This window comes from Streptomyces sp. NPDC006265 (assembly GCF_040613555.1).
Classification (GTDB): Bacteria; Actinomycetota; Actinomycetes; order Streptomycetales; family Streptomycetaceae; genus Streptomyces.
Genome location: NZ_JBEXSH010000042.1, coordinates 1 through 20,649, shown reverse-complemented (window position 1 = coordinate 20,649; position 20,649 = coordinate 1). Strand labels below are relative to the sequence as shown.

Below are 20,649 nucleotides of genomic sequence, written 5' to 3'. Positions count from 1 at the left end.
GTTGGAGCCCCAGTCGTGGCCGACGACCACCGCGCCGTCCTCGCCGAGAGCGCGCACGACGGCGACGTTGTCCTCCACCAGGTCGAGCATGCGGTAGGCGTCGGTCGCCGCGGGCTTGGAGGAGCGGCCGTAGCCACGTACGTCCATCGCCACCGCCCGGTACCCGGCCGCGGCGAGGGCCGGGAGCTGCCGGCGCCAGGAGTACCAGGACTCGGGGAAGCCGTGCACGAGAAGGACCAGTGGGCCGCGGCCCTGCTCGACCAGGTGCAGGCGCCCGGCGGGGCCCTCGACGATGCGGTGGCGGAGTGCGGCGGTCGGCTCGGATCGCATGGGCGGCTTCTCCTCGGTTCGCGGGCGGCCGGGGGTACCCGTCGATCATGCGGCGTGGCGGTCGCTCGACGCGATCAGCGTTGCCGTTCCGGCAAGCTTGCAGGCCGGGTTTCGGTGCTCGGCGGCAGGGCTGCTGAGGGAGCAGCTGTGACAGGCCGCGCGCCTCGTCGGTGACGACCACGCTGCTCGTTCGGTCTCATTCGCCACGTCACCCGGCCAGGAACGAGTGCAGCCCGGTCATTGCGAGGGTCTGTTCGGCTTCGTGGGCCTCGAAGGTGCTCACGGGTCGGAAGCCGAAGCGGGCGGCCAGGTCGAGGGAGCGGGTGTTCGTCGTCCGGGTCACGATCAGGACCGGCTGGTCGGGGGGGCGGAGGAGGCGGCGCGCAACGCGGCGGCGGCGTGCGCCTTGCGCAGCCGGAGCCGGGGCGTGGTGATCTCCGTGGCGGACGGGGTGGGTGAGGTGGCCACCGAGGCCGGGGGGGGTTCGTGTGTTTGACGAAGTCATGTGGGCCGTCCTGACCGGGCCGCCGCCCATTGGCCGGGGGCTCCTTCCCAAGACGGGCCGACCGCCTCATTCAGGCTCGGCGAGACCTCCGACGATGCAGAAGGGGTGCCCCGCCGGATCCGTGAGCACCCGCCATCTGCCCGCGTTCGGCTGATGCTCCGGTTTGCCGGCGCCCAGCCTCAGCAGTCGCCTCTCCGTCTCGTCCAGATCCGCGACCCGGAAACAGCAGTGCAGCTGCTGGGGAACGGCAGGGTCGGGCCAGCTGGGAGGCCGGTGGCCGTCGATCCGCTGGAAGGCGAGGGAGAGGCCGTTGCCACCCTCCAGCGCGGCGAAGTCGGCGTCCGACTTCGGGTGCGGCTCCAGTCCGGTGGCCCGCTGGTAGAACGCCGCCAGGGCGAGCGGATCGGCACAGTCCAGGGTGATCGCGCTCAACTTCATCCGGCCAGCACCTCCTGACAGTCCGACCAGGCGGATTGGCTCAGCAGGGGACGGACGCGGGTGAAGAGGCTGAGGAGTTCGGGGCCCCACCTGTCACGGAAGGCGGAGTCGAGGCGAGCGAGGTCGATCTCGTTGGCGGCGGACAACTCGGCGAAGTCCCGCCGCGCCTGCGGCTGCGGGGTCTGGCTCAGGCCGGTGAACCGGTCGTGGAAGGGTCCATCGGCATCCGCGAGCGTCGGATAGGTGGCCCCGCGATCGCACGAGGCGTACAGATACACCAGAGCCTCGGCCTCGGTACCGACCGCCGCCGCGAGTTCGTCACGGCGGTCCAGGGGCAGCAGGGTGCCCGGGAAGCCGTCGGTGCCGTAGAACGCGTGGCACAGACCCGCCAGTTGGAGAGCCGGGCGGGCGCCCCACTCGGCGAGTTGCCTCTGCACCCGCGTGAGGTGGGCGAGGAGGGTGCCGCCCGGGTGGGTGATGTCCGCCGCGCCGAGCCCGGTCAGGAGCGCGACGGCCGGCCCGGAGTCGGCAAGGGAAGCAGGCACGGGGTGGGGTCCTTCCGGCAGAGGTCGGGGCGGCACCATCAAATCGGTGGACGGACCGCTCCGGCCATCGGTTTGATCCACGTCATGACGACTTCGCGGCGCCCTGGTCCGGGCCGCGGCCCGGAACAACGCCGAGTGGTGTGCGGCGATATGCCGGGCGCACGGGGTGACGGGCGCGTTCGAGGCCGACGCCTGGGCCGCCCCGGTGCGGACGCCGCTCTACTACCCGGACGCCGTGACGCTGGGACCGGACGCCGACCCCTACGCGCTCACCGCCCGGATCGACACGGCCTCGCCCGGCGCCTCGGTCAAGGACGGCGTTGGCCGTGCCCCGGGAGGTCTAGTCCACCTCGCCGGGGTCTTTCCGTCTTCGACGCTACACCTGGACACAGCCCTCTACATACAAGTACAGAGGGATCCATTGAGCAGGTCGCCAGCGCTCTACGTTGAACGTATGAGCGATACCGAAGCGTCGAAGCCCACTCTGGACCCGATGAGTGCGAGACCGCTCTACGCGCAGTTGGCCGACGTCATCGCCGGGAAGATCGCATCCGGTGAGCTGGCGCCGGACAGGCCGATCCCTTCCGAGAACCACCTCGCCGACGAGTACGGCGTAGCACGACTGACCGCGCGACGGGCCGCGCAGGAACTCCGCGAGCGCGGCCTGATCGTCACCGTGCGAGGCAAGGGTTCCTTCGTCGTCGAACGACCGGTCGTCGGCGCACCGGAAGAAGACGAACCGAAGAGTTGAGAGTGCTCCTGGGCAATGACTACTCGCTGTCGCCCAGGCCGTGGCGCAACTCCACAGCCGCTTACCGAAGCGGCGCCCCTGCCAGGCGCCAGTCGCACCTGGGCGGCTCGAACAGCGAGACCACATGGCTAAAGAGATCGAAACCCGGTGCCGGTAGACGCGGGCTGCGGCACGGTGGAGAGATGACGGAGTTCCCGCGCTACGAGTACGTGAAACTCGCCGATGCCATCGCCGCGGACATCGCATCCGGCAAGCTGCCGCAGGGCGCCGCACTGCCGGGCGAGCGCGCCATGACCGATCTGTACGGCGTGAGCATCGGCACCGTGCGTCGCGCCGTCGTCGAACTCCGCAAACGAGGACTCGTCGCCACCCTGCCCGCGAAGGGCACGTACGTCATCGGGCTGCCGGAGCCGATCGGCGACGCGTCCGAGGAGAGCGAACCGAAGGCCTGAAGAGGGCGCGCCGGGCCCGTTGCCCTACTGCGGCTTGTACGCCAGGAACGTCCCCGCCTGCCTCTTCACCCCGCCCTCCGGTTCCTGCACCACCCGCGTCGTGACCACCAGCCCCGCCTCGTGCAGCAGCTCCGCGATCCGCTCCGGCGGCAGCAGGTGGGACTCGTAGGACACCGGATGGTCGCCGTACGCGCGCGTGGGGCGCAGGTGCTCGCCGTTGCCCACATGGCCGGCCAGCATCAGCCGGCCGCCGGGCGCGAGGGTGCGGTGGAACTCGGCGAAGACGGTCGGCAGCCACTGCGGCTGGGTGTGGTGGGTGGAGTAGTACGCGAGGATGCCGCCGAGTTCGCCGTCGGCGATGTCCAGCGCGGTCATCGAGCCCACGGTGAAGCGGAGTTCCGGGTACGCCGCCCGGGCCAGCTCGATCATCCTCGGTGACACGTCGACGCCGAACGCCGGCACGCCCAGAGCGGCCAGGTGCGCCGTCACCTTGCCCGGACCGCAGCCAAGGTCGGCGACCGGACCGAGAGACGCCGTGAGTTCGGCGAAGGCGGCCAGCATGGTGCGGGAGACCGGGTCCAACTCGGCCGGCTCCGGCACGCGTCGGGCGTAGTCGGCGGCGACGGTGTCGTAGGACTCGCGGACAGCGGCGAGATGGGAGGGCTCGGTCATGCCGCGAAGGTAGGTGACGGCACTGACACGCCTCGTACTCCGACGCCAGTACGCCGGGTTACTCCCGCCGTAAGACGCCCTCCCCTCGCCTCCCCGGCACCGTGTGCCCTATGCAGAAACTCAGCCGCCCCTCCCGCCGGGCCGCGCTCGTCGTGCACGTCACCGTCTCCGCCTGCTGGCTCGGGCTGACGCTCGGGCTGCTCGCGCTCGGGATCACCGCGGCCACCAGCGGGTCCTCCGGGAGCGTGGAGGCCTCCGTCCGGGCCATGAAGCTGTTCGCCGACTGGCTCCTGCTCCCCGTCGCGTTCCTCACGCTCCTCAGCGGTCTGCTGCTGTCGCTGGGCACGAAGTGGGGCCTGGCCAGGTACCGGTGGGTGTACTCGAAGTTCTGGCTGACCCTCGCCACGACCACCGCCACGGTGTTCGCGCTGCGCCCCGGAGTGAACTCCGCGGTCACGGCCGTCGTCGCGGGCGGACCGCTACCGGACGCCGGTGACGTGCTGTTCGGGCCGGTCGTGTCGCTGTCCGCCTACGTGTTCATGACGGTGATCTCCGTCCTCAAGCCCTGGGGGAAGACGCACCGCGGCCGCAAAAGGTCACAGGCATTTGCCTAAAACCTTTAGGCACAGGCACACTCTCTTCAGGCAGAAGGGAGAGCCCTCATGGCACGCGTAGGACTGACGCCCGAGCGTCTGACCGAGGCCGGCGCCGAGCTCGCCGACGAGGTCGGCTTCGAGCAGGTCACCGTCTCGGCACTCGCCCGGCGCTTCGATGTCAAGGTCGCGAGCCTGTACTCGCACGTGCTGAACTCCCACGACCTGAAGACGAGGATCGCCCTGCTCGCCCTCGCGGAACTCGCCGACCGGGCCGCCGAGGCCCTGGCCGGACGGGCCGGCAAGGACGCCCTGGCCGCCCTTGCGAACGTGTACCGCGACTACGCCCGGGAACACCCGGGCCGTTACGCCGCGGCCCAGCTGCGGCTGGACCCGCAGACGGCGGCCGCGAGCGCCGGCGTCCGGCACGCGCAGATGACCCGGGCGCTGCTGCGCGGCTACGCCCTGACGGAACCGGACCAGACCCACGCGGTCCGGCTGCTCGGCAGCGTCTTCCACGGCTACGTCAGCCTGGAACTCGGCGGCGGTTTCAGCCACAGCGCCCCGGACACCGAGGAGACCTGGGCCCGGATCCTCGACGCCCTCGACACGCTGCTGCGGAACTGGCCCGCGGCCCCTACCGACCCCCAAGGCTGACACCCATGCACACCGAGCACGACTGGATCACCACGCCCGTCACGGCGGACCTGCTGCGCGGCGCCCTCGACCTGGAACGCACCGAGCACGGCCTGCTCCCCCACCGGCTGCCCGCCCGGGCCCGCGCGCAGAACACCAGCCCGCAGCTGGCGATGGCCGAGGCCCAGCCCTCAGGCGTACGCCTGGCGCTGCGCACCGCCGCGACCGCCATCGAGCTGGACACGCTGCGCACCAAGCGCGACTACGCCGGCTTCCCGCCGCGCCCGGACGGGCTGTACGACCTGCTCGTCGACGGCCGCCCGGCCGGCCAGGCCGCCGGGACCGACGGCAACGTCCTCACCGTCGACCTCGCCACCTGGGAGGGCGAGGTCACGCCCGGCCCGGTCGGCACGGTCCGTTTCACGGGCCTTCCCGCGCGGGACAAGGACGTCGAGATCTGGCTGCCGCACAACGAGACCACCGAGCTGGTCGCCCTGCGCACGGACGCCCCCGTCACGCCCGCCCCGGACCGGGGCCGCAGGGTGTGGCTGCACCACGGCAGTTCGATCAGCCACGGCTCGGACGCCGCGAGCCCCACGGCCATCTGGCCCGCGATCGCCGCACTGCGGGGCGGTGTGGAGCTGGTCAACCTCGGCTTCGGCGGCAGCGCGATGCTCGACCCGTTCACCGCGCGCGCCATGCGGGACACCCCGGCCGACCTGATCAGCGTCAAGACGGGCATCAATCTCGTCAACCAGGACGCGATGCACCTGCGCACCTTCGGCCCCGCCGTGCACGGCTTCCTCGACACGATCCGCGACGGGCACCCGGACACCCCGCTGCTGCTGGTCTCCCCCATCCACTGCGCCATCCACGAGGACACGCCCGGTCCCACCGCCCCCGACAGGGAAGAGATGGGCAAGGGCCGCATGGTCTTCGCCGCCATGGGCGACCCGGCACAGACGCCCACCGGCAAGCTCACGCTCACCGTCATCCGCGAGGAACTGGCCCGCATCGTCGAACAGCGCGCCGCCGACGACCCGAACCTCCACTACCTCGACGGCCTCGACCTGTACGGCGCGAAGGACGCCGCCGCCCACCCCCTGCCCGACCACATCCACCCGGACGCGACCACCCACCGCCACATCGGCGACCGCTTCCACGAACTGGCCTTCGCGAACAGAGGGCCCTTCGCCGTGGCGTAGCGACCGACCGGGACCGGCCGGCCCGGACCGGCCGGTCAGTCCTCGAAACCCTGGTCCTCGAAGCCCTGGTCCGCGAGGATCCCGGCGATGCGGGTGCGGTGGGCCGGCTCCCAGTCGTCCAGGGACTGCGCGGCCTCCTTCGCCAGCCTGGCCCGGGCCGCCGCCAGTACCTCCTCGCGGCGGGCCCCGGGCACGACCACGACGCCCTCCTCGTCGGCGACGACCGTGTCGCCCGCGTCGACCGCGACCCCGCCGCAGCGCACCCGCTCGTTCAGCGGCCGGGCGGCCGACTTGGCGCCCGGGACGGGGATGACGCCGCGTGCGAACACCGGGAAGCGCATGTCCCGGACCTCGGCGAGGTCGCGGATCAGCCCGTCGGCGACGAACGCGGTGATGCCCCGGCGCCGGGCGACGGCGCAGACGTTGCCGCCGGCCAGGGCGTAGTCCAGGTCGCCCGACTGCACGACGACGACCGAGCCGGGGCCGGCCCGGTGGATCGCGGCGTGCAGCATCAGGTTGTCGCCGGGCGGGCACCGTACGGTGAAGGCCGGTCCGGTCACCCGGGGCACCGGCTCCCACAGCGGCCGGATCCCGATGTCCATGACCCGCTCACGGCCCAGCAGATCGGCCGGCGTGGTCGTGGGTATGTCCGTGAACACGTCGACGTCAGCCATGACAGGTGACCCTAGCCGCCGAGAAGTCCCCTAGAACGGCAGTTCCCTCCCCCGCACCACCTCCAGCCGCGACACCGCCCGGGTCAGCACCACGTACAGCCGGTGCAGCCCCCGTTCCTCCGCCTCGGCGATCGCCGCCGGCTCGACGGCCACGAGATGGTCGTACTCCAGGCCCTTGACCACGCTCGCCGGCACCAGGGCGACCCGCGCGCCGAGTTCGTCCGGGCCCGCCGCCCCGATGCCGGCCGCGTCCAGTGCCGCCCGCACCCGGGGAACGTCCGCGTCCGCCGCGACGACCCCGACCGAGCCCTCCCGCCCCAGCGCGTCCCGGACGGCCGCCACGACCGCCCCGGGCACGCCGTCGACGGTCGTCTCCCGCATCCGCAACTCCCCGTCCCCGCGCAGCGAACGGGCCGCCGGCACGTCCACGTCCAGCCGCTCCAGCAGTCGGTTGGCGAGCCCGACGACGGCCTGCGGCACCCGGAACCCGGTGGTCAGGGCGACCTCGGCCGCGTCCGGTTTCCCCAGGTGCGCGAGGACCGTACGCCAGGACCGCGCCGCCCACGGCGTCGTCCCCTGCGCCAGATCGCCCAGCACCGTCAGCGAGCCGAAGCGGGCCCGGCGGGCGATGGCCCGGCACTCCATCGGGGACAGGTCCTGCGCCTCGTCGACGACGACATGCCCGTACCCCTCCGGATGCCCGATGAGCCCCGCCACCTCGTCGAGCAGCACCAGATCGGCGGCCGACCAGCGCGCCGACTTCCACGACCGCGGCGGCCGTTCCCACCGCAGCGCCCGCTGCTCACCGGCGTCGAGCAATCCCTCGGCGGCCGTCGCCAAAGCCGCCTGGTCGCCCAGCAGTTCGGCCACGACCTCCTCGGGCCGCACCCACGGCCACACGGCATCGACGTACGCCGACACCGGCCGCGCCCGCTCGACCCGCCGCACCCAGGCGTTCGGCGGCGGCCCGGCCCGCCGCTCGACCTGTTCGCGCAGGCACCGCACGATCCGCGCCCGCACCCGCTCCCGCCCCACCCCGTACGGCGGTTCCTCCTCCCGCACCTCGGCCACGATCCGCGCGAGCTCCCCCGCCGGCACCCGCCACCGGTAGGCCCCGTCCGGCAGGGCGATCTCCGCACCGCTCCCCTCGGCGCGCACCCTCGCGTACAGCGCCCGCCGCAGCACCTCGGCCATCCGGGCGTCGTGCTTCACGACGGCGGTCCGCTCGTCGTCGACGCCCCGGACCTCGCAGCGCGCGATCTCCTCCCCCAGGGTCGACTGCCGCACCCCGCTCTCGCCGAGGGCCGGCAGCACCTCGGCGATGTACGACAGGAAGGTGCGGTTGGGCCCGAGGATCAGCAGGCCGCCACGCCGGATGCGCTGCGGGTGCGTGTAGAGCAGATAGGCGGCCCGGTGCAGCCCGACGGCGGTCTTGCCGGTGCCCGGCGCGCCCTGCACGCACACCGACAGCGCCAGATCCCCCCGGACGAGGTCGTCCTGCTCGGGCTGGATCGTTGCGGCGATGTCCCGCATGGGCCCGACCCGGGGCCGCTCGAGCTCCCGGGCGACGATCTCGCTCTCGCGCGTCTCCCCCTGCTCCCCCTGCTCCAGGTGCTCGTCCTCCAGGCCGGTGAGATCCCCGGAGTCGCCCCGGCTGCCGGGCGTCCACCCGAACCGCCTGCGCACCGCCACGCCCTGCGGGTCCCGGGCCGAGGCCTGGTAGAAGGCGCGCGAGACGGGCGCACGCCAGTCGACGACCAGGGGCGGTTCGGCCGGGTGCTCGCAGATCCGCAGCCGCCCGATGTGCAACGTGCCGTCCCCGCCCTCCAGCGCCCCGAAGAACAACGGCCCCTCGGGCAGCTCCCGCAGCGCCTTCGCCCGGCTGCGCAGCTGGTACCCGAGGACTTCGGCATCGGCCCCGGACGCGGACACGTCCTCCCCGATGACGACCTGTTCACCGGCGCCCTCGACCATCGCGTCGAGGGCGGTCCGGCAGCGCTCGTGGTGGGCGCGTTCCCGGTCGAGGACGTACTGGAGGGCAGGCTCGGTCGAGGTCATTCCACCGAGCGTACGCGAAAATGTAACCGAGTTAAATAATTTACCGAGTCTCACCCCGAAGGTGCGGCGGAAGTCCGGCCGCGAGCCACCCGAACGCCCGCTGCGCCGCCGCGATCGCGTCCGGCCGCACGTCCGCCACCCGCTCCCCCGCCGCGATCCGCCGCCAGTTCTCCAGCGCGAGCACCCGCAGCACGGCCATGATCTGCCCGGCCGCCAGCCGCGCGTCCAGATCGCCCCCGAGCACCTCGGCGAGCGCGGCCTCCGACCGCTCCTGGTGCGTGTGCGCGCGGGCGACCAGGGAAGGCGTCCCGTAGAGCAGGGCGTGAAAGGCGAGCACGTCGGGATGGTCGCTGAGCCCGGTCACGGGATCCCCCCGCTCCAGCCCCGCCACGAAATGCCTCCGCAGCGCCTCCGCGGCCGCCCCCTCGGCCCCCGCCACCACCCGGGCGGCCTCCCCCTCGTGATCGGCGATCCGGTACAGCACCAGATCCTCCTTGGCCGGGAAGTACCGGAACAACGTCGGCTTCGAGATCTCGGCCGCCGCCGCCACCTCCGCGACCGACACCGCGTCGAAACCCTTCTCCAGGAAGAGCCGCACGGCGATGTCCGACACGGTCTCGTACATCCGCTGCTTCTTGCGCTCACGCAGGCCGGGGTCGCTCATGAGGGGGAGCCTACGCAGAGGCGGGGCCGGGGCGCGGTACGGGGCGAGGAGCGGGGCTGCAGGCCAGGGCGGCCGCCCGGCGCGCACAGACCGCTGCGGCCCCCGGTCAGTAGACGTCCGACGCGGTGGGCATGGACCGTTCCTCGCCCGACGCCTCGCGTTCCCCGTGCCAGCGCACGAGTGCCGCCATGATCTGGGCTCGGCTCGGCACCTGCGCCAGGCCGAGCGGCCCTGCGGCGGCGGCCAGGATCTTCTGCAGCCGGCCCGCGGCGACGGGAACGGCCATCCAGTTGAAGCCCCACTCCTCACGCAGGGACAGCGCCACCCGGATGACGTCGGTGAAGACCGACTGCGCCCTCTTGAAGTCGAGGATCATCGGCAGATCCCGTTCCCAGCCGGACGAGCCGCCGGGCCGGATCCCCTCGACGACCCGGCACCATTCGCGCACCATGCGGCCCTGCTGATCCGCCGGATAGCGCATCAGGTACAGATGGGTGGCCAGGTCGTAGAGCGGGTCCCCCAGCATCGCCAGCTCCCAGTCGATGACCCAGAGCCGCTGCCGGGGGTCGAGGACGAAGTTCTCCCGGTGCAGGTCCGCGTGCAGAAGGCAGAAGCGGCGCTCCTGAAGCCCCAGCACGTGCTTCCTGAGCAGGGTGAACGATTCCTCCGAGATGCCGAGCGCGTGGAAGAGCCCGGCGAAGGTCCTGTGGTTCTTCTCGTAGACCTGCTCCTCGACGAAGACGATCAGGCGCTCCAGGAAGCCGTCGCTGTCACCGTCCTCGGCACGGTCCCGGTCCTCGCAGCGCCGCTCCACGCTGAGCATGTCCGGTGTGACCCGCACCATCTCGCGGAAGACGTCGACGATCTGACCGAACGTGGCGTCCGTAACGCGCCGCCCCGGCCGGCGCTGCTCACCGAGCGTGCGTCCCTCGATGAAGCCCTGCAGCGCCATGCCGCCGACGTCGACGATGTGCGGGATGCGGCTGAGGTGTGCCTGGAGGGCCTTGAGCAGCTCCTCCTCCGACCCGAAGCACCTCCGGTCGAACCACAGGATCTCGGCCCGCGGCTCACGGACCTTGACGGCTCCCGCCCGGCCCGGCAGTGCGAGGACGTACGTCTCGTGGTGATACCCCTTGAGCGGCCCCTTGACCAGATTCGGGTCGCCGCTCATCTCCTCTGCTCGCTCTCGAGCACCGGAGACCAAGGGGGGTGTCATTCGCTGGTTCAGCCTGTTCCGGTGGTACCGATGGTGTAAGGGGAGACGCAGGTTACTCCACCGAACTCGGTTGCCGGAGGAAAACCCGGCCATCCGGGAACGGGTCCCCTCCCAGGGGTGACCGACGCACACCCGGACGTCGATTCCGGTGCGCCGGCCCGGCCCCACCCGAGCGCTGCCGTTCGACGCAGGGCGCCTTCGGGCCGCTCGGACTTCGCTCACCCGCGCAGCAGTCGCAGCAGCGTCTCCAGGGACCCCACGACCGACTCCGCCCCGGCCTCCAGCAGGAGCTTCGCTTTCCTGTCGTTACGCGCGTAGCCCAGGAAGGGCACTCCGGCCCGCTCGGCCGCCTCGTGGTCCGTGGGGGCGTCACCGATCATCAACGCCTCGCCCGGCGCCGTGCCCATCGCCTGCAGCGCCCGGTTCAGGCAGTGCGGGTCCGGCTTCAGGTGGTGGAGTTCCTGGGTGCGGCCGTAGACGTGGGGGGCGAAGCAGTCGGCGAGGCCGCGTCCCGCGAGGTACGTGCGCACCACCCGTGGCGAGTTGTTCGTGGTGATCGCCAGGCGGGACCCCACCGCCGTCCAGGTGCGGATCAGCGGATCGGCGTACGGGGTCGGCATCGCCGAGGACGCGGCCCGCAGTTCCTCCTGGGCGAGGCGTTCCTCCAGCTCGGCGACGAGGTCGCTGCCGGGGTGCCGGCGGTCCACGGCACGCAGGACCACCTGCGGGTCGAGGGACTCGCGCTCGGTCTCCGTGAGCAGGCCGTGCAGACCGCGGCCCTCCAGCCAGGACACCAGGTCGCCCGATACCCGCTCCGCCGAGTGCCCGGCGAACAGGCGGCAGATGGGCCCGTCGAAGTCCCACAGCACGACACGGGCACGTCTGATCAGATGACGGAGTCGGTTCGGATCGTTCTCGGTCGCGATGTGCACCGCACCAGTCTGCTTCGTATCAGAAGTCACTAGGAGAGTGTCAGGTCCGTCGTGATGGTTTCCCAGAGGGCGTTGAACCACTTCTGGGATTCCTTCACGAACGCCGCGTCCCGGCGGCCCGTCCGCTTCGCGAAGGAGAAGAGGAGGGACTGGGAGCCGAGGACGTCGTACATGTCGAGGGTCTGGCTGCCCCACTCCTCCGCACGCCTGGTCAGCATGTAGTAGCCGATCAGGGCCTCCTCCTCGTTGAGGAGGTACAGCTTCACCGGCGGGGTGAACGGCAGCGCGCGGAACGTGACGCGCACGTCGATGCCGTGCGTCGAGCGCAGCGCCTTGAGGTTGTGCTGGAGGACCTGCCCCTGGGCGTTGCGCATGGTCAGCCAGCGCTGGTGGACCGGGTTGTCGTCGCCGTGGGCCTCGACCGGGACCGGGAAGGCCAGCTCGATGTCCCGGGAGGGGACCAGGATGCGGACGTCGATCGACTCGGGGCGGATGCGGCCCTCGTGGATCAGGCGCAGCGGCTCACCGATGGCGACCATCAGCGTCTCCGCGGTGTGACAGAGGACATCGGCGCGGACATGCCGGGCCGAGAAGGCCTCGGTGAGTCGTGGGGCCAGGCCCACCATGGTCGGCTGGGGCTCGCCCCGGACCGGCTCCGGGACCGCGATCCGCGGTGGGCTGCCCTTGCTGACGTTGGTGAGGAGGGCGCCCTCCTGGAGGACGCGCAGGGCCTGGCGGACGGCGCCGCGCTCCACGCCGAACTCCTCCGCGAGTTCGGCCTGGGTGGGCAGGCGGTCCCCCGGCTTGAGCTCACCGGCGCGGATACGTTCCCGCAGGATGTCGGCGATCTCCTGGGGCGAGGGCCTTCTGCTGCCGTTCACTGCCACGTTCTCCGCCACGCTCTCCTGGGTCACGACCAAACGCTACAACTCTGATCCATCTGGCGGGAGTTGTTTGAAAGTTGTTTATGAGTAGGGGCCAAGTGGGGACAACTTAATCAGAGTTGGTTGCCAACTTCTCGGAGTTGGCGGAAGTTTTGCTTCCGTACTTCCGAAGGGGGAACACCGATGCCCGCCCTCGCTCTCCTCTCCGCCGCCTTCGTCGTCGCCTTCGAACAGCTCGTCCAGTGGAAGTACGGTCCGGTCGGCCTCGTCGGCCTGATCCTTCTCACCGTGGGTGTCAAGGCCAAGAGCCCGGCCGTCAGCTCCGCAGGGGCCGTGGTGCTCGCGCTGCTGATGGCGGGGCCCGCCCGATGAGTCGGCACACCGCCCCGGAAGGACCCGTGGGAGACGTCAGTCCGTGAGCACCAGTTCCGAACTGATCGTCTCCCACAGCGCGTTGAACCACAGGTGCGACTGCTCCACGAACGTCGTGTCGCGCAGCCCGGCACCCTGCTCGAAGGAGAACAGCACGGACTGGGTGCCCCGGGCGTCGTACAGCGCCGGCTGTTCGTGCTCCGCCTCGGCCTCCCGGCGCGTCAGCGTGTAGTACGCGAACAGCGCCTCCGTGCCGTTGAGCAGGTACAGCTTCACCGGCGGGGTGAAGGGCAGCGCCCGGAACGTGACGCGCACGTCGATGCCGTGGGTGGCGCGCAGGGCCAGCAGGTTGTGCTGGAGGACCTGCCCCTGGGCATTGCGCATCGCCAGCCACCGCTCGTGCACCCAGTCGTCGCCGCCCCCCTCGACCGGCACCGGGAAGGCCAGGTCGATGTCCCGGCTCGGCAGCAGCACCCGGACGTCGACCTTGGCCGGTTTCAGCCGTCCGGCGTGGATCTGGCGCAGCGGCTCACCGATGGCGAGCGTGAGCGAGATGGACGTCAGGCACACGGCGTCGATCTCGACGTGCTCCGCGCCGAACGCCGCCGCTATCCGGGGAGCGAGGGCCACCGTCGTGGGCAGCGGCGGCGCCTCCTGGCCGGTCAGCGCCCCGACGGGGTCGGGGGCGACGGTCGCCGGACTGCCCTTGGACACGTTGGTGAGCAACCGCTCGGACTGCAGGATGCGCAGCGCCTGTCGCACCGCCCCGCGCTCGATACCGAACTCGTGGGCCAGCTGGGCCTGGGTGGGCATGCGCGCACCCGGCCGCAGCGCCCCCGACCTGATCCGGGCGCGCAGCTCGTCGGCCACCTCGTGATGTGTTCTCTGTGGCCGTTGCGACCTCTTCCGCCCATGGGTGGAGTCGTGTTCCGGGTCCACGACTGCACAGTACAACTTCCCGCCATCTTTGGGCAGTTAAGGGAAAGGTGGTTATGAGCCGCTTCCAAGCGGAGATAAGTACAGTGAAGTTGGTCACCAACTTCGGGCACATGGTCAGACCTTCAGAGGGTTGGCCGCCCGCCAGGGGACTTCCTTCCGGAGGGGAGCCGGGAGTCCCGCCCGGCCGACACGGCCGCACGACAACCACAACAGAACAGCTCGCTACGGATGCGGGCCCCAGCACACCGGCAGGAGGGAGCGGCTCAGAACATGTCCGGGCACCAAGGCCGCCTGGACGTACGCAGCAGGGCGTCGGCCTTCCGGGCGGCGCCCGCTCGTTCTTCGCGCACCCGCCCCAGCGCCGCCAGCCGCACCGCCGACTCGTCCCCGAGCCACAGCGCCCCCAACTCGCCCAGTCCGAGTTCGAGTTCAGCGCTCTCGGTGGTCGGCGTGCAGGACGCCCCCTCGGGCGAGGCGTCCAGCCGGTAGCGCCCGCCGGTCAGCCCGTCCACACCGGCGACCTCCAGCACCAGCGCACCCCGGCCCTCGTACGTCCGCGCCTCCAGCGCCCGTTCGACATCCAGGATCCGCAGCCACAGCCAGTCCGCCAGCGAGGTGATCCTGGCCGCCCGCGGGTCGGGCAGGAAGTGCGGGAGCAGGTCGTCGGGGGCCCGCCAGCCGCTCTTCACCTTCACCACCCAGTCGACGGAGCAGACGTACTCCCACAGCGCGCGTTCCGCGGCCGGTGTCACTCCGATGAGCCACCGCACGGTCGCCGTGTTCAACGGCTGCTTGGCGTCGCCCCAGTTGTCGTCCACCTCGTACGCGGTCATGCCCTCGACCTCGCCGGACGCCGAACGGTACACGGCGTAGAAGGGCGGCCTCCACGATGTGTCCCACCCCAGGGCTCCGGTGGTCAGCTTCCACCACATGTCGTCGCGGTCGATGGCGCCGGGCTGGCGGCGGCGCAGCCGCTCGTGCAGCTCGGGGCCGAGCTTGCGGACGTCCTCGCCCTCCACCAGGTCGATCCGCCCGCCCCCCGCGGGGCCCGCCCAGCGGGCGTCGAGGCCGGCGCGCGGCACGTCGACCGTCCACTCCGCCATCCAGGTCGCCGGCCCGAAGCCGTAGCGGCCGTAGATCGGGTACTCGGCGGCGATCAGCGTCGCGGCCACGTCCCCGCGCTCCTTCGCGGCCGCCAGGTCCCGCGCCATCATGCGGCTGAGCAGCCCGCGGCGGCGGTGGGTGGCGGTGACGGTGACCCCCGAGATCGCGTCGGCCGGGACGCTCGCGCCGCCCACGGCCGTGAGCTCCTGGTCGAAGGACCGAAAGGTCGCCACACACCTGCCGCGGTCGAAGGCTGCGAGGTAACGGCCCGCCACGAACCGCTCGCGGCGGCCCTCGACCTCGTCGTCGGTCGGGGCGGGCGCCCGCAGGAAGCCGGTGTTCACGGCACGCAGCCAGTCGGCGAACTCGGACTCGGCGATCGGGCGTACGTCGATGTCGTCGGCACGGGGTATGGCGGTCATGAACTCACGCTAGGCGGGGGGCCGGTCGGTGTCGCGTCAATATCCGACCGCCGGCCCTCCCCGCAGCGGGCCGCGGCCCGGGACGGCTCACACCAGCAGGTCGTCGACCTGCGCCTCCCCCTCGCGGTAGCGGCGCGCGATCTCCGCGCTGCACTCGTCGGCCGTGCGCTGGAGCCGCTGACGGCGCCGGGAGACCTGCTGCTCCTGGCGCTCGAGCCGCCCCATCGCCGCGTTCAGCTCCAGGTCCGTGCGCGCGCCCAGGTCGGACAGCCCCACCTCGGCGAGCATCTCAGCGGCCAGCCGACGGTACTCCTCGCCCTGCGGGGTGCCCAGGGTGACATGGCGGGCCGAGGAGCGGTGCCGGGGCGGGGCGTCCAGCAGGATCTCCGCCAGCCGCTCCACCACCGAGGTCTCCTCGGACACCGCGACGGAGGCCTCACCCGCCGGCGTGCGCCGGGCCACCTCCGCGCGCAGGATGTCGATCCGCCCCTGGAGCAGCCGCCGCAGATAGCTGAGGTCGGCCTCGTCGCGCTGGGCCTCTCGGCGCAGCGTGCGCAGCTCGGGCAGGCTCAGCGCGGGCACCTCTGGTCCGGAGGTGTCCGAGGGCAGCCGCGGGCTGTCGGTGCGCTGGGTGGGCGGCCGGTGGTACTCCGACGCGCCCCTCCCCGTGTACGTCGACCAGACAGCCGCCTGCTGCTGTCCGGTGCTTGATGTGCTCATGTGCCTCAACCGTCCCCTCGACCGGTGTGTGCAAGCATCGTGCCACCCCGAATGGCCGCTATGGGAACGAGTGCCCCCGATAGACTCCAGATGGGCGGTATAGCAGCAAAATACGTCCGTGCAGGGGCTGTTGACGCCCACGCAAACCACCCTTTCGGGCCATCCGCCGACCACCCGCCGTGCCGATGTCACCGCCCTGCATGATGGACGTATGCGAGCAGTGGTGCAGAGGGTGGACGGCGCGAGCGTCGTCGTGGACGGCGAGACCGTGGGGGCGATCGAGGGCGAGGGGCTGTGCGTCCTCGTCGGCGTCACCCACGAGGACACCAAGGAGAAGGCGGCCCAGCTGGCCCGCAAGCTCTGGTCGATCCGCATGCTGCACGACGAGATGTCGTGCAGCGACATCGACGCCCCACTCCTGGTGATCAGCCAGTTCACCCTCTACGGCGACGCCCGCAAGGGCCGCCGCCCCACCTGGAACGCCGCCGCCCCCGGCGATGTCGCCGAGCCGCTGGTAGACGAGGTCGTCGCCCGACTGCGCTCCCTCGGCGCGACGGTGGCCACGGGCCGTTTCGGGGCGGCGATGCGCGTATCACTGACGAACGACGGCCCGTTCACCGTGCAGATCGAAATCTGACCCGAAAGAACTACAAGCCTCAGGGCCGAAGATCCACGAGCGGGGTCTACGGCTCCACGACGACTTCCTGGGCCGCTGCCGTGTCTCCGGCCACCAGCGGGGCGTCCACCGCCACGTTCCGCTTCACCAGGGCGAGGGCGACCGGGCCGAGCTCGTGGTGGCGGGCGGACGTCGTGATGAAGCCGACCTTGCGGCCGTCAGGGCCGTCGTCCGCGAGCCGGAGCTCCGTCCCGGCCACGGGCAGATGGACCTCGCTGCCGTCGAGGTGCAGGAAGACCAGCCGGCGCGGCGGCTTGCCCAGGTTCTGTACCCGGGCGACCGTCTCCTGCCCCCGGTAGCAGCCCTTCTGCAGATGCACCGCCGAGCCGATCCAGCCCAGCTCGTGCGGGATGGTGCGGTGGTCGGTCTCGAAACCGAGCCGGGGCCGGTACTGCTCCACGCGCAGCGCCTCGTGGGCGAGGATCCCGGCGGGCGGCCCGGCCTGCGCCGCGTAGGCCTCCAGGTCGGCGCGGGGCAGGAACAGGTCCCGGCCGTGCGGCGTCTCCCGTACGACGACGCCCTCGGGGACCTCGGCGATGGAGCCGGCCGGGAGGTGCACGACGGCGATGTCGGCCGTGCGGTCGGCGACCTCGACCTGGTAGAAGAACTTCATCGACTCCAGGTAGGCGATCAGCGCCTCCTGGGTGCCCGGCTCCACGTGGGCCCAGGCCGTCGCGCCGTCGTCGACGAGGTACAGGGCGTGCTCGATGTGGCCGTTCGCGGAGAGGATCAGCGCCTCGGTCGCCCGGCCCGCGGGGAGGTCGCTGACGTGCTGGGTGAGCAGCAGGTGCAGCCAGGCGAGCCGGTCCTCGCCGGTGACGGCGACGACCCCCCGGTGCGAGAGGTCCACGAATCCGGTGCCGTCGGCGAGGGCGCGCTGCTCACGGAACAGATCGCCGTAGTGGGCGGCGACGCCTTCGTCCACGCCCTCGGCGGGGACGGCGCCGGGCAGGGTCAGCAGGGGGCTCTTCATATCCGTAAGCCTACGACTCGGTGGTTGAAGCCTTGAGCGTGCAGTCCTCGCACCGGCCGAAGATCGCGAAGTGCTTCATGTCGGTGTCGAACCTGAACGTCTGGCGCAGTTTGGCGGTGAACTCGGCGGCCACCGAGACGTCCGCCTCGATCACGTTCTGGCAGTCCCGGCAGACCAGGTGGAGGTGGTGGTGCCGGTCCGCGAGGTGGTACGTCGGTGCCCCGTGCCCCAGATGCGCGTGACTGACCAGGCCGAGCTCCTCCAGGAGCTCCAGCGTCCGGTACACCGTCGAAATGTTGACCCCCGACGCCGTCTTCCTCACTTCCACGAGAATGTCGTCGGGGGTCGCGTGCTCAAGGGTGTCCACGGCTTCGAGCACAAGTTGCCGCTGCGGGGTCAGCCGGTAGCCGCGCTGCCGCAGATCGCTCTTCCAGTCGGTGCTCACCACACCCAAGAGTCTAGGACCACTCGGGTACGACTGGTCGAGGAAGGCGTGCGATCACTTGAAGAACGCGATGCCGTCGTCCGGCATGTCGTCGGGCAGGGCCTTGGCCCAGCGCTCGACCTCCTCCGGGGTGACGACCTTCTTCAGGTGGGCGGACATGTAGGGGCGCAGCTCGACCTCGGGGGTCTGCTTCTCGCCGACCCACATCAGGTCGCTCTTGACGTAGCCGTACAGCCGCTTGCCGCCGGTGTAGGGCTGGGAGGCGGCCGTGCGGGCCACCGCGTCCGTCACGAGGTCGATCTGGGGCTTCTTGTCGGCCAGCTCGCCGTACCAGATCTCGATGACGCCGTCGTCGCGGGCCATCGTCACCTCGACCTTGCGGGCGGCGTCGATCCGCCAGTAGCCGTGCTCGGACTCCAGGGGGCGGACCTTGTTGCCGTCCTTGTCCAGGACCCAGCTGTGGGACCGGTACTCCAGGAAGTCCCGGCCGTCGTGGGTGAAGGTGACCTCCTGCCCGAAGTTGCACTTCTCGGAGCCGGGGAAGTCGTGCACGCCCGCGCCCGCCCAGTTGCCGAGCAGGAAGGCGAGCGGGACGAGGTCCTTGTGGAGGTCGGACGGGATCTCGATCATGGGAACTTCCTAGACGTGGGTCAGCGCTGGCCCTGGTACAGCTTCTTCACGGTGAGTCCGGCGAAGGCCAGGACGCCGACGGCGACCAGGACCAACAGGATTTCGAAGAAGATCTCCACGGGGTGCTCCTTGAGCGGGGGTGCGAATGGGTGCACAGGGCCGGGAGCCAGCTTACGCGGCCGGGGACCGGGCCTCTTGGTGAGGTGCGCGTGAGGTGCGCGTGAGGTGCGCCCCGCGCAAGTCAGCCGAGCAGCTGGCTCTGCAGCGTCACCGTCTGCTGGAAGGGCACGGCCCGCGCACCACCCTTCCGGGACTGCACGACCAGGGCGAGGGTGTCACCGGCGGCGAGGTAGGCGTGGCGGACCTGTTCGCCGCCGTACGGCTTGGCCTCGGCGTAGACCACGCGCTGGACGTTCTCCACCAGGGCCTCGTTGGGGAACGTCTCGTCGCCGGCGGACGTCGGGGCACCGCGCACGGGGAACTTCGGTGCGCTGTAGGGGGCGAGGTAGGGCCCGAGCAGCGCGTCCACGACCGCCGCGGTGTCGAACTGGAGCAGATAGATCCGGGTACGCGTACCGTCCGGCATGCTCCAGCCTCGCGCGGCGATGTGCCGCAGCCCGTGGTCGGTGAGGTGCTGCCCGAGCTCCGCGCGGTCGTCCTTCGCGGCGTACTCCGCCAGGAAGTCCTTCCGCGCCAGCCAGCCGTCCGCACCCCGCAGCGCCCGGTCGTCCTCGGCGCCGGCGGGACCGGGCAGGAGAAGGGACCGCAGGTCGGCATGGTGCGTGCCGGCCGGGTTCGTCTCGGCGAAGGGGCCCGGGCTGCCGGAGGGCAGTGGTGGCCTGGTGAGCACCGGGTACTCCCAGCGCCCGTCCGGCTCGGTCGCGAGCCCGGGGACATCGGTCCGTTCCGGCCGCGTGACGCCGTACGCCGTGGCCACGCCGACCGCCGCGAAGACGGCCACGGCCCCCGTCCAGCGCAGGAGGGACCGCAGGGCACCGCGGGACTCGCGCGCGGGGCTCGGGGGCGTCTGTGGCAGCACGTGGGGCGCCGACGCCACGGAGGTCTGCCGCTGCTCGGTCATATCGCCTTCCCCGGCTCGGCGATGCGGTCGAGCTGCTCGCGGAACAGCATCGCGGCCCCTTTGGTGTCGAGTGGCTTCGCGCCGTCCGCGACGACGGTGACCAGGACGTTCCCGACGTACGCGGAGCAGAGCATGGTCTGAAGTTCCTCCTTGTCGTCCTTCGGCGGCAGGAAGCAGCGGGCGTTCTTGTGACCCTTGATCTTCGGACCCTCGCGGAAGACGTCCAGGGCGTCGAGGAGAGCGCCGCGCAGCCGCGAGGCGTCCCGGACGGCGTGCCGGTTCTCCATCTGGGAGAGCTGGACGCGCACGGCGAAGGCCTCGTCGGTGTAGCCGTCGGAGAGCTTCGTGGTGCTGAGGTAGCTGCGCATGGCGATGCCGGTGATGCGTTGCTGGTCGACCGCCTTCTCCAGCCGCTTGCGCTGAGTTCGCGGCAGGCCGCTCAGAGCCTCCTTGCGCAGCGCCGTGGCCCGCTGCCCGCTCAGCGCGACGTCCGGGCCGAACTCGCCGAGGTCCGGACCCCGCCCCCAGTCGTCGTCCCCGTACGGCACGAGCATGCCGGCGAGCCCCGAGGCGGCGGCCTTCTTCTCCGTCCGGGACTCGCTTGTGGCCTTGGGAAACACCCAGACCGGTGGGCCGGCGTCCCGGTCGGCGCCGTTCACGGCCACGACGGTGTAGCCCGCGCCCCCGACGACGGCGACCGCCAGCAGGGCGGACACCGCGGCAGCGGCGACC

The 20,649-nt window shown here is 71.5% G+C and carries 27 protein-coding genes; 7 read left to right on the top strand and 20 right to left on the bottom strand.

What is annotated here, in order from left to right:
- The 5 genes from ABZ281_RS06310 to ABZ281_RS06290 all read right to left on the bottom strand — a co-directional run.
- The coding region (locus ABZ281_RS06310; protein WP_356652658.1) for an alpha/beta hydrolase at positions 1-330 on the bottom strand (330 nt) is incomplete at its 3' end.
- A 208-nt stretch (positions 331-538) separates the two neighbouring features.
- Entirely contained in the window at positions 539-673 is a 135-nt protein-coding gene (locus ABZ281_RS06305; RefSeq protein ID WP_356652656.1) for a hypothetical protein, read from the bottom strand.
- 2 nt (positions 674-675) lie between these two features.
- Positions 676-798 carry a hypothetical protein gene (locus tag ABZ281_RS06300; protein ID WP_356652654.1) on the bottom strand — a complete coding sequence of 41 codons (123 nt, stop codon included), beginning with the start codon at positions 796-798 and terminating at the stop codon, positions 676-678.
- A 103-nt stretch (positions 799-901) separates the two neighbouring features.
- On the bottom strand, positions 902-1,273 hold the full coding sequence (locus ABZ281_RS06295; protein ID WP_356652652.1) for a VOC family protein: 372 nt from the start codon (positions 1,271-1,273) through the stop codon (positions 902-904).
- Positions 1,270-1,818, bottom strand: a complete 549-nt coding sequence (locus ABZ281_RS06290) for a DUF6817 domain-containing protein (RefSeq protein WP_356652650.1) — start codon at positions 1,816-1,818, stop codon at positions 1,270-1,272. Before ABZ281_RS06290 ends, ABZ281_RS06295 begins: the two co-directional genes overlap by 4 nt.
- A 493-nt stretch (positions 1,819-2,311) precedes the next feature.
- Here ABZ281_RS06290 and ABZ281_RS06285 point away from each other — a divergent pair, with 493 nt between their 5' ends.
- Both ABZ281_RS06285 and ABZ281_RS06280 read left to right on the top strand, forming a co-directional pair.
- The gene (locus tag ABZ281_RS06285) at positions 2,312-2,569 is read left to right on the top strand and encodes a GntR family transcriptional regulator (RefSeq protein ID WP_356652659.1); all 258 of its coding nucleotides are present in this window, start codon (positions 2,312-2,314) and stop codon (positions 2,567-2,569) included.
- A 182-nt stretch (positions 2,570-2,751) separates the two neighbouring features.
- Positions 2,752-3,021 (top strand): winged helix-turn-helix domain-containing protein, encoded by a 270-nt coding sequence (locus ABZ281_RS06280; protein ID WP_356652648.1) that lies wholly within the window; start codon positions 2,752-2,754, stop codon positions 3,019-3,021.
- A 24-nt stretch (positions 3,022-3,045) separates the two neighbouring features.
- Here the strand turns inward: ABZ281_RS06280 and ABZ281_RS06275 are convergent, their stop codons facing one another.
- Positions 3,046-3,693: a class I SAM-dependent methyltransferase gene (locus ABZ281_RS06275; RefSeq protein WP_356652646.1), complete on the bottom strand. Its 648-nt coding sequence runs from the start codon at positions 3,691-3,693 to the stop codon at positions 3,046-3,048.
- Between the two features lie 110 nt (positions 3,694-3,803).
- On the opposite strand from ABZ281_RS06275, the gene ABZ281_RS06270 reads away from it, so the two are divergent.
- From ABZ281_RS06270 to ABZ281_RS06260, 3 genes are read left to right on the top strand one after another with little or no spacing between them, the layout of a single operon-like run.
- Positions 3,804-4,307, top strand: coding sequence for a DUF2269 domain-containing protein (locus ABZ281_RS06270; protein ID WP_356652644.1), 504 nt, complete (start codon positions 3,804-3,806; stop codon positions 4,305-4,307).
- A 48-nt stretch (positions 4,308-4,355) separates the two neighbouring features.
- Positions 4,356-4,943, top strand: a complete 588-nt coding sequence (locus tag ABZ281_RS06265; RefSeq protein WP_356652642.1) for a WHG domain-containing protein — start codon at positions 4,356-4,358, stop codon at positions 4,941-4,943.
- Positions 4,944-4,948: 5 nt separating this feature from the next.
- On the top strand, positions 4,949-6,127 hold the full coding sequence (locus ABZ281_RS06260) for an SGNH/GDSL hydrolase family protein (RefSeq protein ID WP_356652640.1): 1,179 nt from the start codon (positions 4,949-4,951) through the stop codon (positions 6,125-6,127).
- A 35-nt stretch (positions 6,128-6,162) separates the two neighbouring features.
- On the opposite strand, the gene ABZ281_RS06255 is transcribed toward ABZ281_RS06260, so the two are convergent.
- The 6 genes from ABZ281_RS06255 to ABZ281_RS06230 form a co-directional block, all read right to left on the bottom strand.
- Positions 6,163-6,801 (bottom strand): RraA family protein, encoded by a 639-nt coding sequence (locus ABZ281_RS06255; RefSeq protein ID WP_356652638.1) that lies wholly within the window; start codon positions 6,799-6,801, stop codon positions 6,163-6,165.
- 30 nt (positions 6,802-6,831) lie between these two features.
- Positions 6,832-8,859, bottom strand: a complete 2,028-nt coding sequence (locus ABZ281_RS06250; RefSeq protein ID WP_356652636.1) for an AAA family ATPase — start codon at positions 8,857-8,859, stop codon at positions 6,832-6,834.
- Between the two features lie 40 nt (positions 8,860-8,899).
- Positions 8,900-9,523 carry a TetR/AcrR family transcriptional regulator gene (locus tag ABZ281_RS06245; protein ID WP_356652634.1) on the bottom strand — a complete coding sequence of 208 codons (624 nt, stop codon included), beginning with the start codon at positions 9,521-9,523 and terminating at the stop codon, positions 8,900-8,902.
- 106 nt (positions 9,524-9,629) lie between these two features.
- On the bottom strand, positions 9,630-10,694 hold the full coding sequence (locus tag ABZ281_RS06240; RefSeq protein WP_356652632.1) for a phosphotransferase: 1,065 nt from the start codon (positions 10,692-10,694) through the stop codon (positions 9,630-9,632).
- A gap of 263 nt (positions 10,695-10,957) precedes the next feature.
- Positions 10,958-11,701 (bottom strand): HAD-IA family hydrolase, encoded by a 744-nt coding sequence (locus ABZ281_RS06235; RefSeq protein WP_356652630.1) that lies wholly within the window; start codon positions 11,699-11,701, stop codon positions 10,958-10,960.
- A complete protein-coding gene (locus ABZ281_RS06230) occupies positions 11,701-12,591 on the bottom strand; it encodes a GntR family transcriptional regulator (protein ID WP_356652628.1) in 891 nt (296 codons plus the stop codon). The genes ABZ281_RS06235 and ABZ281_RS06230 overlap by 1 nt, the downstream gene beginning before the upstream one ends.
- Before the next feature lie 147 nt (positions 12,592-12,738).
- Here ABZ281_RS06230 and ABZ281_RS06225 point away from each other — a divergent pair, with 147 nt between their 5' ends.
- Positions 12,739-12,927 carry a hypothetical protein gene (locus ABZ281_RS06225; protein ID WP_356652626.1) on the top strand — a complete coding sequence of 63 codons (189 nt, stop codon included), beginning with the start codon at positions 12,739-12,741 and terminating at the stop codon, positions 12,925-12,927.
- A gap of 36 nt (positions 12,928-12,963) precedes the next feature.
- Here ABZ281_RS06225 and ABZ281_RS06220 read toward each other — a convergent pair whose 3' ends face one another.
- The 3 genes from ABZ281_RS06220 to ABZ281_RS06210 form a co-directional block, all read right to left on the bottom strand.
- A complete protein-coding gene (locus tag ABZ281_RS06220; RefSeq protein WP_356652624.1) occupies positions 12,964-13,881 on the bottom strand; it encodes a winged helix-turn-helix domain-containing protein in 918 nt (305 codons plus the stop codon).
- Positions 13,882-14,129: 248 nt separating this feature from the next.
- Entirely contained in the window at positions 14,130-15,392 is a 1,263-nt protein-coding gene (locus ABZ281_RS06215; RefSeq protein WP_356652622.1) for a GNAT family N-acetyltransferase, read from the bottom strand.
- A gap of 87 nt (positions 15,393-15,479) precedes the next feature.
- Positions 15,480-16,112, bottom strand: coding sequence for an aerial mycelium formation protein (locus ABZ281_RS06210; protein WP_356652620.1), 633 nt, complete (start codon positions 16,110-16,112; stop codon positions 15,480-15,482).
- A 211-nt stretch (positions 16,113-16,323) separates the two neighbouring features.
- Here ABZ281_RS06210 and dtd point away from each other — a divergent pair, with 211 nt between their 5' ends.
- Positions 16,324-16,749, top strand: a complete 426-nt coding sequence (dtd, locus tag ABZ281_RS06205) for a D-aminoacyl-tRNA deacylase (RefSeq protein WP_356652618.1) — start codon at positions 16,324-16,326, stop codon at positions 16,747-16,749.
- A 46-nt stretch (positions 16,750-16,795) separates the two neighbouring features.
- On the opposite strand, the gene ABZ281_RS06200 is transcribed toward dtd, so the two are convergent.
- From ABZ281_RS06200 to ABZ281_RS06180, 5 genes are all read right to left on the bottom strand, one after another.
- Positions 16,796-17,761, bottom strand: coding sequence for a folate-binding protein (locus ABZ281_RS06200; RefSeq protein ID WP_356652616.1), 966 nt, complete (start codon positions 17,759-17,761; stop codon positions 16,796-16,798).
- A 10-nt stretch (positions 17,762-17,771) separates the two neighbouring features.
- Positions 17,772-18,209, bottom strand: coding sequence for a transcriptional repressor (locus ABZ281_RS06195; RefSeq protein ID WP_356652614.1), 438 nt, complete (start codon positions 18,207-18,209; stop codon positions 17,772-17,774).
- 51 nt (positions 18,210-18,260) lie between these two features.
- Positions 18,261-18,836, bottom strand: coding sequence for an FABP family protein (locus ABZ281_RS06190; RefSeq protein ID WP_356652612.1), 576 nt, complete (start codon positions 18,834-18,836; stop codon positions 18,261-18,263).
- Between the two features lie 241 nt (positions 18,837-19,077).
- Positions 19,078-19,917 carry a hypothetical protein gene (locus tag ABZ281_RS06185; RefSeq protein ID WP_356652610.1) on the bottom strand — a complete coding sequence of 280 codons (840 nt, stop codon included), beginning with the start codon at positions 19,915-19,917 and terminating at the stop codon, positions 19,078-19,080.
- Positions 19,914-20,649, bottom strand: a 736-nt coding sequence (locus ABZ281_RS06180) for a hypothetical protein (RefSeq protein WP_356652608.1), incomplete at its 5' end; no start/stop codon positions are given. The genes ABZ281_RS06185 and ABZ281_RS06180, both read right to left, overlap by 4 nt.

Coding starts and splice junctions, on each gene's coding strand:
- ABZ281_RS06295 (WP_356652652.1), bottom strand. CDS start 1,273: ATGAAGTTGAGCGCGATCACCCTGGACTGTGCCGATCCGCTCGCCCTG.
- ABZ281_RS06265 (WP_356652642.1), top strand. CDS start 4,356: ATGGCACGCGTAGGACTGACGCCCGAGCGTCTGACCGAGGCCGGCGCC.
- dtd (WP_356652618.1), top strand. CDS start 16,324: ATGCGAGCAGTGGTGCAGAGGGTGGACGGCGCGAGCGTCGTCGTGGAC.
- ABZ281_RS06275 (WP_356652646.1), bottom strand. CDS start 3,693: ATGACCGAGCCCTCCCATCTCGCCGCTGTCCGCGAGTCCTACGACACC.
- ABZ281_RS06185 (WP_356652610.1), bottom strand. CDS start 19,917: ATGACCGAGCAGCGGCAGACCTCCGTGGCGTCGGCGCCCCACGTGCTG.
- ABZ281_RS06200 (WP_356652616.1), bottom strand. CDS start 17,761: ATGAAGAGCCCCCTGCTGACCCTGCCCGGCGCCGTCCCCGCCGAGGGC.
- ABZ281_RS06250 (WP_356652636.1), bottom strand. CDS start 8,859: ATGACCTCGACCGAGCCTGCCCTCCAGTACGTCCTCGACCGGGAACGC.
- ABZ281_RS06285 (WP_356652659.1), top strand. CDS start 2,312: ATGAGTGCGAGACCGCTCTACGCGCAGTTGGCCGACGTCATCGCCGGG.
- ABZ281_RS06245 (WP_356652634.1), bottom strand. CDS start 9,523: ATGAGCGACCCCGGCCTGCGTGAGCGCAAGAAGCAGCGGATGTACGAG.
- ABZ281_RS06210 (WP_356652620.1), bottom strand. CDS start 16,112: ATGAGCACATCAAGCACCGGACAGCAGCAGGCGGCTGTCTGGTCGACG.
- ABZ281_RS06190 (WP_356652612.1), bottom strand. CDS start 18,836: ATGATCGAGATCCCGTCCGACCTCCACAAGGACCTCGTCCCGCTCGCC.
- ABZ281_RS06260 (WP_356652640.1), top strand. CDS start 4,949: ATGCACACCGAGCACGACTGGATCACCACGCCCGTCACGGCGGACCTG.
- ABZ281_RS06225 (WP_356652626.1), top strand. CDS start 12,739: ATGCCCGCCCTCGCTCTCCTCTCCGCCGCCTTCGTCGTCGCCTTCGAA.
- ABZ281_RS06255 (WP_356652638.1), bottom strand. CDS start 6,801: ATGGCTGACGTCGACGTGTTCACGGACATACCCACGACCACGCCGGCC.
- ABZ281_RS06280 (WP_356652648.1), top strand. CDS start 2,752: ATGACGGAGTTCCCGCGCTACGAGTACGTGAAACTCGCCGATGCCATC.
- ABZ281_RS06240 (WP_356652632.1), bottom strand. CDS start 10,694: ATGAGCGGCGACCCGAATCTGGTCAAGGGGCCGCTCAAGGGGTATCAC.
- ABZ281_RS06215 (WP_356652622.1), bottom strand. CDS start 15,392: ATGACCGCCATACCCCGTGCCGACGACATCGACGTACGCCCGATCGCC.
- ABZ281_RS06270 (WP_356652644.1), top strand. CDS start 3,804: ATGCAGAAACTCAGCCGCCCCTCCCGCCGGGCCGCGCTCGTCGTGCAC.